Source organism: Rhodovarius sp., from assembly GCF_040399605.1.
GTDB classification, from domain to species: domain Bacteria; phylum Pseudomonadota; class Alphaproteobacteria; order Acetobacterales; family Acetobacteraceae; genus Rhodovarius; species Rhodovarius crocodyli_A.
Genome location: NZ_JBBARU010000108.1, coordinates 1 through 8,846 on the forward strand (window position 1 = coordinate 1; position 8,846 = coordinate 8,846).

At 67.1% G+C, this 8,846-nt stretch carries 10 protein-coding genes and 1 tRNA gene; 6 read left to right on the plus strand and 5 right to left on the minus strand.

Translation table 11 applies throughout. The features are described 5' to 3' along the window. Window positions 1-332: 332 nt before the first annotated feature. Window positions 333-800: a cytochrome c gene (locus tag ABWP84_RS17205; RefSeq protein ID WP_353213258.1), complete on the minus strand. Its 468-nt coding sequence runs from the start codon at window positions 798-800 to the stop codon at window positions 333-335. Window positions 801-978: 178 nt separating this feature from the next. On the opposite strand from ABWP84_RS17205, the gene ABWP84_RS17210 reads away from it, so the two are divergent. Further along, window positions 979-1,055 (plus strand) — tRNA-Pro (locus ABWP84_RS17210). A gap of 14 nt (window positions 1,056-1,069) precedes the next feature. Here the strand turns inward: ABWP84_RS17210 and ABWP84_RS17215 are convergent. After that, a complete protein-coding gene (locus ABWP84_RS17215) occupies window positions 1,070-1,258 on the minus strand; it encodes a DUF2842 domain-containing protein (protein ID WP_353213259.1) in 189 nt (62 codons plus the stop codon). Window positions 1,259-1,600: 342 nt separating this feature from the next. Here ABWP84_RS17215 and ABWP84_RS17220 point away from each other — a divergent pair, with 342 nt between their 5' ends. After that, window positions 1,601-2,116: an adenine phosphoribosyltransferase gene (locus tag ABWP84_RS17220; protein WP_353213260.1), complete on the plus strand. Its 516-nt coding sequence runs from the start codon at window positions 1,601-1,603 to the stop codon at window positions 2,114-2,116. After that, entirely contained in the window at window positions 2,079-4,139 is a 2,061-nt protein-coding gene (locus tag ABWP84_RS17225) for an ATP-binding protein (RefSeq protein ID WP_353213261.1), read from the plus strand. The genes ABWP84_RS17220 and ABWP84_RS17225 overlap by 38 nt, the downstream gene beginning before the upstream one ends. Window positions 4,140-4,171: 32 nt before the next feature. Here ABWP84_RS17225 and ABWP84_RS17230 read toward each other — a convergent pair whose 3' ends face one another. The 3 genes from ABWP84_RS17230 to rlmB all read right to left on the minus strand — a co-directional run bounded on the left by ABWP84_RS17230 (window position 4,172) and on the right by rlmB (window position 6,161). Then, window positions 4,172-4,495 (minus strand): hypothetical protein, encoded by a 324-nt coding sequence (locus ABWP84_RS17230; protein ID WP_353213262.1) that lies wholly within the window; start codon window positions 4,493-4,495, stop codon window positions 4,172-4,174. 80 nt (window positions 4,496-4,575) lie between these two features. Then, window positions 4,576-5,337, minus strand: a complete 762-nt coding sequence (locus ABWP84_RS17235; protein ID WP_353213263.1) for a hypothetical protein — start codon at window positions 5,335-5,337, stop codon at window positions 4,576-4,578. After that, the gene (gene rlmB, locus ABWP84_RS17240) at window positions 5,337-6,161 is read right to left on the minus strand and encodes a 23S rRNA (guanosine(2251)-2'-O)-methyltransferase RlmB (RefSeq protein ID WP_408904288.1); all 825 of its coding nucleotides are present in this window, start codon (window positions 6,159-6,161) and stop codon (window positions 5,337-5,339) included. The genes ABWP84_RS17235 and rlmB overlap by 1 nt, the downstream gene beginning before the upstream one ends. Before the next feature lie 65 nt (window positions 6,162-6,226). Between rlmB and ABWP84_RS17245 the strand changes: the two genes are divergently transcribed. From ABWP84_RS17245 to ABWP84_RS17255, 3 genes are all read left to right on the plus strand, one after another. Beyond that, on the plus strand, window positions 6,227-7,339 hold the full coding sequence (locus ABWP84_RS17245) for an AMP-binding protein (RefSeq protein ID WP_353213264.1): 1,113 nt from the start codon (window positions 6,227-6,229) through the stop codon (window positions 7,337-7,339). A 30-nt stretch (window positions 7,340-7,369) separates the two neighbouring features. Next, entirely contained in the window at window positions 7,370-8,341 is a 972-nt protein-coding gene (locus ABWP84_RS17250) for a tripartite tricarboxylate transporter substrate binding protein (protein ID WP_353213265.1), read from the plus strand. After that, the coding region (locus ABWP84_RS17255; RefSeq protein WP_353213266.1) for a MaoC family dehydratase N-terminal domain-containing protein at window positions 8,341-8,846 on the plus strand (506 nt) is incomplete at its 3' end. The genes ABWP84_RS17250 and ABWP84_RS17255, both read left to right, overlap by 1 nt.

Below are 8,846 nucleotides of genomic sequence, written 5' to 3' on the forward strand. Positions count from 1 at the left end.
TTGAATCAACCCTCCGTCCGCGCCGCAAGCTTTTTAATAGGTCCTGAGCCTAGGAGTTTTAATCTCGCGGCCCCGGGTTCGAGTCCCGACCGGCTCACCATTATACCAATTTGCTCGCCAGACGCGGTTTTTTGGAAAAACCTCAGAACGAACGTCATCCGTTGAAACGGTACCGTTTGATCAGACAAAAACAGCGAAAGGGCATTGCTCTCTCCCGCTCTCCCACAAGGGTCGACATATATGTCCACGATAATTCTACGAAGCTGCAGGAAACTGAGTTTCCTGCTGGGGTGCTCGAGGGGCAAGGCCCCTCGATCTTTCCTTCCCGTCTTTCAGCGGCTGCGATAGGCCCTGTGGCAGGCCCCGCAGGTGGCGCCTGTAGCCTGAAGTGCGGGGGCAAAGCCGGCCGCATCGCCGCTCGCGGCCACGGCGCGCAGGGCGCTCAACTGGGTATTGAGGTTGGTGAGCGCCGTGGCGAAGCCGGCGCTATCGGTGAAGACGGCCGGCAGGGCCCGGGTTTCACCCGCCTGGGTATTGGCCGGGAAACGTTCAACAAAATTGGCGAAGAAGTTCTGCAGGGTCTCGATTCGCGCGATGGCGGGCTGGGTGTCGCCGCGGGCCTGGGCGATGGCGGCCATCGCCTCCATCTGTGCGCCCATGGCCTTGAGCCCCTCACGCCGCTCGCGGATGATCTGCGCCGGGTCGCTGGCTTGGGCAAAACCTGCCGTGGTGGCCGTGGCGAAGGCGATGAGGGCAAGCCCTAAACCGAGCCCCGAACCCAGCATGGTCGATTTTTTCATCACGACATGATCTCCGATTCCGCGAAGGGCCCCGTGCCCAGCCTGGCTGATGGTGCAATCTGCCCGCTGTGAAGCCGCGCGCAAAGCGCAATCGGCGGTGTTTACGCCGCGAACTGCAATATCACCCCCAGCCCGGCTTGCCGCCACCGAGGTGGCGGCGTAAGAAGCGCTCCTGCCTCGGAGTGTAGCTCAGCCTGGTAGAGCACCGTGTTCGGGACGCGGGGGCCGGAGGTTCGAATCCTCTCACTCCGACCAGGCAGCCCCCTCTTTTATTGTCCGGCGCTCCAGTAAATAAGCCTCTTTGCTGGGAAAACCCAGACAATACCCGCGATGGCGAAGTATAGGAATTGCACGGCCCAGTGCAGGGTGAGAACCCAATCGGCCACAATCATCACAAAAATGACATAGGCTGTGAACCCGAGCAGGCCAATCAGCATTGCGGCGAAAGATCGTGACATGGGCTGGTAATTGGCGATTTGTTGATGCGGCGCAAGGGCTGGGCAAAGCCTGTCGGTTTAGCTTGCATCGATAGCGTAATGATCCTAGGCTCCCTTCCACAGGCAAGGATCGGTCTGGCCTTGAGGCCGCACCATCCACCAGGCCAGCCGGCACGCGCATGACGCAGTCCGCAGCAGGGCCCGGTTACCGGTCTGTCCCACCCGCCGGTGGGGTGCCACGGCACAAACCGGCCCGAGTCAGTCAACACCATAAGCATGTCCGGCACCCAAAGCTGGAGACGAGATGAGAGTGAACCCGCAGCCGTGAATGACCTTCCCGAAAGCCGCAGCGCCCGCCCCGAGATGGACCTCAAGGCCCATATCAGGGGAATCGCGGATTTCCCGAAGCCTGGCATCCTGTTCTACGATATCTCGACCTTGCTGGCGCATGGCCCTGCCTGGCAGGAAGCGATGAACCGGATGGGTGACATGGTGGCGGCGCGCAAGCCTGATGTCCTGGCCGGCATCGAGTCGCGGGGGTTTCTGCTCGCAGCCCCCCTCGCTCTCCATCTGGGCATTGGCTTCATCATGCTGCGAAAGCCGCGCAAATTGCCCGGCGCGGTGCTTGGTCTCTCCTACGCCCTCGAATATGGCGAGGACCGGATCGAAATGCAGGCCGACGCGGTCCAACCCGGTCAGCGCGTGATCCTGCTCGACGACCTCCTGGCAACAGGTGGAACAATGGCAGCGGGAATCTCCTTGCTGCAGCAGGCCGGCGCCGATGTGGTGGGCAGCGCCGCTCTCATAGAACTCACCTTCCTTGGCGGCAGGAGCCGCATTCATGTCCCATTCGACGCCCTTCTTGCCTATGACGATTAAGGCGCTGGCCGTGTCGGCCGCGCCGATCGATCTGATCCGCGATGCTGGCGGCAACGCCTTTCTGCGCGGCGCGCTCAAATCGGTCTCCGCGGCCGGGTTTGACGGCGCGCCCGCGCTCGCCATCGCCTCCGCCCCCACCGGAATCGTCATCACCGATCCCAACCTGCCCGATTGCCCGATCGTCTTCTGCAACCCTGCCTTCCTCAAGATCACCGGCTATCCGGCGGAAGAGGTTCTGGGCCGCAATTGCCGCTTCCTGCAGGGGCCAGGGACGGATAGCGCATCGACCCATCTGCTGCGCCGCGCAGTGGCGGAGAAGCGCGCCATCACGGTCGAACTGGTCAATTACCGGCGTGACCGCAAGCGGTTCATCAATGAGCTACGCACCTCCCCGGTGTTTGACGCCGATGGCCACCTCGTGGCCTTTGTGGGCATCCAGCATGACGTGACCGCGCGCGTGCGCGCCGAGCGTGAGGCGGTGAAGGCGCGCCACGCCGCCGAACGTGCCAATCAGGAAAAGAGCGATTTCCTGGCCTTCATGAGCCATGAGATTCGCACGCCTTTGCATGGTGTGATGGGCACCCTCTCACTGCTGCTCGATACCAGCCTTGATGCCGAGCAACGCGCCTATGCCGAAACCTCGCGCCGCTGCGGCCAGACCCTGCTCGGCACCGTCAATGAATTGCTCGATCTCAGCCGCATCGAGGCCGGCAAGCTGAAAATCGGTGCCGAACCCTTCACCCTGGCCGATCCGGTGAAGGAGGTGCTCGACCTCGTCGCCCCCGCCGCGGCCGAGAAGGGGCTGAGCGTCTCGGCAAGCCTGGACCACCATCTGCCCGCCCGCGCGGTGGGCGACCCGGTCCGGCTGCAGCAGGTTCTGCTCAATCTGGTGGATAATGCGGTCAAGTTCACCTCCCGCGGGTCGGTCGAAATCCGCATGGCGGCGCTGCCCGATGGCCGGCTGGGTGTGGCGGTGACCGATACCGGGGTGGGCATCCCGCCCAAGCTGCGCGCCCGCCTCTTCACCCGATTCGCCCAGGCTGAGGGGCCGCCGCTGCGCAGCCAGGGCGGCACCGGCCTCGGGCTTGCCATCTGCAAGCGTCTGGTCTCGCTGATGGGCGGGCAGATCGCGGTGGATAGCACCCCAGGCAAGGGCAGCACCTTCTTCTTTGACCTGCCGCTGCTTCCGGTGCCCGCTTCCGGCGCCCCGCCATCGCGCCTGCTGCCCGCGCCCGATGCCATTCTGCCGCCGGTGCCGCTCGCCAATGGCCGTATTCTGCTGGCCGAGGATGGCAAGGTGAACCAGTTGGTCGCCGCCGCCATCCTTCGCAAGGCCGGCTATACGGTGGAACTGGCGCGCGATGGGGCCGAAGCCGTGGCCGCCGCCGAATCCTCGGAATTTGATCTGGTGCTGATGGATGTGCGCCTGCCGGTGCTGGATGGCCTCGCTGCCACCGCCGCCATCCGGCAATTGCCGGGCATGCATGGAAGGGTGCCGATCATCGCCATGACGGCCTCCGCCATGCCAGGTGATGCCGAAATCTGCATCACCGCTGGCATGGATGGCTATCTGGCCAAGCCGTTGGACAGGCTGCAAATGCTGGCCGCGGTGGAGGATGTGCTCAATGCCCGCCCGCGCCGCCCACGCGCCGCCATCCCCATTCCCGAACCGGGGGTTGTGGCACCGCTGCTGGACCGTGAGACGCTGGAAGAGCTGCGTGCCGCCGTCGGCCCCGGCCGCCTGCCGCGGTTGATCCAGGTCTTTGCAGAGGAGACCCGGGCGCGCCTCGCCCGCATTATCGTCGGCAATGATGTGCAACTCATCGAGGATGAGGCGCATACCCTCAAGGCGGCGGCTGGCACCTTCGGCGCCCTGGCGCTGCGTGATGCGGCCGCCAAGCTGGAAATGGCCTGCCGCAAAGCCGATGCCCAGGGGCGGCTGGCCAGCCTGGCGATGCTGCCGATGCTGGTGGACCGCACGCTGACCAGCTTTCCTGTCCAGCCGGCCTCACGCATACGGTGAGGTCGGCCGGGCCGCGCTGAGGCGTGCCGCGCTCAGGCGTGGCCGACGGGGCCCATGAGATCGGTATTCGTCGCGCGGATAATGGCGGCGAAGAGCCGCAATGCCTCAGGGCCGCCACGATCATGCAAGGTGCCGGCCTCCATCTCCAGGCCGATCATTTCCGCCTGATCGGCCAGCGTGGCGGCAGCGCGTATCATGGCCTCACGCGCCAGAACCAGTTGCATCTCATCGCTCAGCCGGTGCCAGACCGGCGGTTCGGCCCGCCCGGCGCCGGTCGGGGCACGGCCCTTGGCACGGCCCTTGGCATGGCCCGAGGCCTTCTTGCTCCGCCCAGGGGAGGTCTTGATGGACTGCATGGCAAATTTTGCTCCATGCGCCCTCCTGGCGATTGTAATTGGCGCAACCCACGCCCGGCCGCAATCATGAACGCAAGAGCTTAACGAAACGTCAAACTCACCTCGCCCAAATCACTATAGACGACGCGCACGCTGCACGGCCCATCAAGCCAGATCGGCGGCGTGACCGAGCCGAGCCACACCACCTGGCCCGCCTTCAACCCACCAAACACCTCAGCCGCGCCAGAGCCGGCAAGCCAGGCCAGCGCATTCATCGGGTGGCCCAACAGGTCGCGGCCAAAGCCGCCGCCGCGCGATTGGCCATCGACAAACAGCTCGCCCCGTACCGCGCCCAGATCAATGCCGCGCCAATCCTTCACCCCAGCCCCCAGAACGCCGGAGGCATGAAAGACCTGGTCGGCAATCAAGGTCGGCGTGCCCAGCTCCACCAGATCGCCATAGCGCTTCTCCACGATCTCAATGGCGCACATCACCTCCGCCACCGCCTCACCGGCGCGTTCGGCGGTGCAGGGGCCGGGGGGCAGGTCAGCACCCAGGCGCACCGCCACCTCGCATTCCACGCCCACGCCAATAAAATCCGCAAACGGCACCGACAGGCCCGAGGCATTGAGCGAGGTCTTCGGCACGAAACCGGCGGCGGGGCCGGAAAGGCCGAGATATTCCTGCATCTGCCGCGTGGTGGCGCCGATCTTGAAGCCGCCCGGCGGCACCGCCCCCAGCATATCGGCCAATTCGCGCTGCACCGCATAGGCGGCCGGCGCATCGGCCGGCGCCGCCGCGCCGAGCGGTGCCAGCACCCGCCGCGCCTGGCGTGCTTCCAAAATCATCTTCGCTGCGTTCATCACATCCTCCCGAGTTCATACAGTGCCACCGCCGCGGCGGCCGAGACATTGAGGCTTTCCATCCGATCGCTGATCGGCAGCCGGGCCAGTTCATCACAGCCCTCGCGCGTGAGGCGGCGCATGCCCTCGCCCTCGGCACCCAGCACCAGAGCCACGCGGCGGCCGGCCAAACCGGCCTGGGCGAGGGTGGTGGGGGCGGTGCCATCCAGCCCCACCACCCAGCAATCATGCTTTTTCAACTCGTCGAGTGCGCGGGCCAGATTGACCACGCGGATCACCGGCACCAGCTCCAGCGCGCCCGACGCAGCCCGGGCCAGGGCGCCGGTCTCGGGCGGGGCATGGCGGTCCTGCATCACCACGGCCGAGGCGCCGAAGGCCGCCGCCGAGCGCAGGATGGCGCCGACATTGCGCGGGTCCGTCACCTGGTCCAGCACTAGAATGGGGCCAGGGCCGGCATCGATGGCGTCGTGAATATCCAATGGCTCCAGCGCCTCGACCAGCAGGGCCGCACCCTGATGCACCGAATCCTCCGGCAGGAAGGCAGCGAAATGCGCCCGCTCGGCCAATTCAGGCTGAATGCGCCAGGGCGGCGGCAACCGGGCGGAAATCTCCTTATGCGCATCCGAGGTCAGCAGCAGGCGGCGCAGCCGGCGGGCGGGATTGGCCAGGGCGGCCGCCACGCTGTGCAGCCCATGCAGCCAGAGCATGCCCCCCGGCGTGGCTTCTGCCGGCGGGCCGCGGCGTGCCTCACCGGCCGGAGGGCGTTCGGTGTTGCGGGAAAAGCCACGGCCTTGCGGCGATGGTGGGCGAGGGGGACGGCGCATGCGCGCATCAAGCGCATGGCAGGCGGTGCTGGCAAGCACCCGCGCGCTGGGGCAGTCTTGCTTCCATGGAAACGCCCCTGGAAAACACCCTTCGCGCGGCCTTGGCCCTGCCCGGCTGGGCCGCGCATCTCGCCGGTGTGAGGGCCGATGCGCCGCTGGCCAGCCTGCCGGTGCTGCGCAAGGCCGATTTGCCCGCCATGCAGGCCACTTCGCCGCCCTTTGCCGGCCTCGCACCCAGCACCGGCCGCGCCCGGCTCTTCGTCTCGCCCGGGCCCATCTTCGAGGGGGTGGGTGATGGGCCGGACCCCTGGCGCTTCGCCCCTGCCCTGGCCGCCGCCGGCATCGCGGCGGGTGATGTGGTGCTGAACACCTTTGGCTATCACCTCACCCCGGGCGGCTTCATTTTCGACAGCGCGGCCCGCGCCCTGGGTTGCGCGGTCATCCCCGCCGGGCCTGGCAATACCGCGCAGACCCTGGAGGCGATCCGCGCCTATCGCCCCGCCGCCTATACCGGCACGCCGGATTTCCTCAAGATTGTGCTCGAAGCCGCCGATGCCGCGGGCATCGATGCCGGCTGCATCACCCGCGCCGTGGTCACCGGTGCGGCCTTTCCGCCTTCCTTGCGCGAATGGGTGGCCGGGCGGGGCATCAGCGCGGTGGAGGCCTATGGTACCGCCGAGCTCGGCCTCATCGCCCATACCGTGCCGGGCGAGGCCGGCATGCGCCTCGCTGAGGGCATCATCTTGGAGATCGTGCGCCCCGGCACCGGCGATAACCTGCCCGAGGGCGAGATTGGCGAGGTGCTGGTCACCATCCCCGACCCTTCCCACCCCATCATTCGTTTCTCGCCCGGCGATATGTCGGCCCTGCTGCCCGGCGGGCGTGCGATTCGCGGCTGGCTCGGCCGGGCGGATCAGACCGCCAAGATGCGCGGCATGTTCATCCGCCCCGAGCAGATCGCCGCCATAGGCCGCGCCTTCCCCGCCCTGGGCCGGCTGCGGCTGCGCATCACCCGCCAGGATGAACAGGATGTGATGGAATTGCTGGCCGAGGGCGAGGGCGAGGCTGCCGCCCTGGTCGAGGCGCTGCGCGCCGCCACCGGCCTGCGCGGCACCGCCCGCTTCGTGCCCCAGGGCTCGTTGCCCACCGATGGTCGGGTTATCGACGATGCCAGGTGAAGCGGGCTAACCTATGCGTCGGAGACGTTCATGACCCATATAATCCCCCGGCGCCTGCTGCTCGGCAGCGCGCTTGCCACCCCCATGCTGGCCCAGGCCGCCTGGCCCGAGCGCCCGGTGCGCCTCATCGTGCCCTTCGGCGGCGGTGGGCAGACCGATATCGTCAGCCGCGTCATGGCCGATGCGCTGCAATCCCGCCTGGGCCAGCCGGTGCTGGCCGATAACCGCCCCGGCGGCAATGGCTCGACCGCGGCCGAGGCGGTGATGCGCGCCGCCCCCGATGGCTACACCATCCTCATCGCCGGTATCGGTACCAATTCAGGGCTGAATGCGCTGCTTTATCGCGGCATCACCTATGAGGCGGAGCGGGATTTCATCCCGGTTGGCTGTTTCTGCACCACGGCGAATATGCTGCTGGTGCACAACTCCATCCCCGGCGCGGATTTTTCCCAGGTGGTGGCCTGGATCAAGGCGAATCCGGGCCGCTTCACCTATGCCTCGGCCAGCGTGGGCGCCATCACCCATCTGGTGATGGAGGATATTGGCGCCCGCCTCGGCCTTGATATGCTGCATGTGCCCTATCGCCAAAGCACCCAGGCGATGACGGACCTGCTCTCTGGCCGCATCCATGCCCGCGCGCTGGGCCTGCCCGAGGGCGAGGCGGTGCGCGGCGCCCCCACCGTGCGGCCGGTGGCACTCACCACCCCCACCCGCCGCCCCGAATGGCCCGGCGTGCCGGCGGTGGCCGAGACCATCCCCGGCTTTGAGGCCAATGCCTATTTTGGCCTCGCCGCCCCAGCCCGCACCCCGCCCGAGGCCATCTCCCGCCTCAATGCCGCGATGAATGACGCGCTGGGCGATGAGCGCGTGCGCGCCGCCTTCGCCCGGGTGGGCGCCGATGCAGCGCCGCCCAATACGCCCGAGGAATTCCGCATCCGCGCTGCCGCGGATGGTCAACGCTGGGGCGGATTGATCCGTCGCCTGAACCTGGTGGCCGAGTGATGAGCGAGACCCTTTCCCCCGAATTGCAATCCTGGGTGGGCCGCCGCCGCGTCACCGAGGAGGATGTGGGCCTGGGCGCCACCCGCCGAATCGCCAGCATGCTCGACCTTGACCCAGGCCATTTCCGCATGGGCGATGCGCTGCCTGGCCATTGGTTTTCCATGTATTGCGCCGAGACCGGCCGCCAATCCGACCTCGGCCCCGATGGCCACCCCAATCCCGGCGTCTTTCTGCCGCCCATCGGCCTGCCGCGCCGGATGGGGGCGGGGCGGCGCGTCACCATCCATGCGCCGCTGCGCATTGGTGACATGGTGGAGAAAACCGTCGAGGTGGCGGCCATCCTGCCCAAGCAGGCCCGCACCGGCTTCATCACCGTGCTGACCATGCGCCACACCCTGCGCCGCGGCGCGGAATTGCTGGCGGTGGAGGAATTTGATGCCGTCTATCGCGAGGCGGTGAAGCCGGGCAAGAAAAGTGCCGTGAACGCCCCGATCATGGCCCCCAC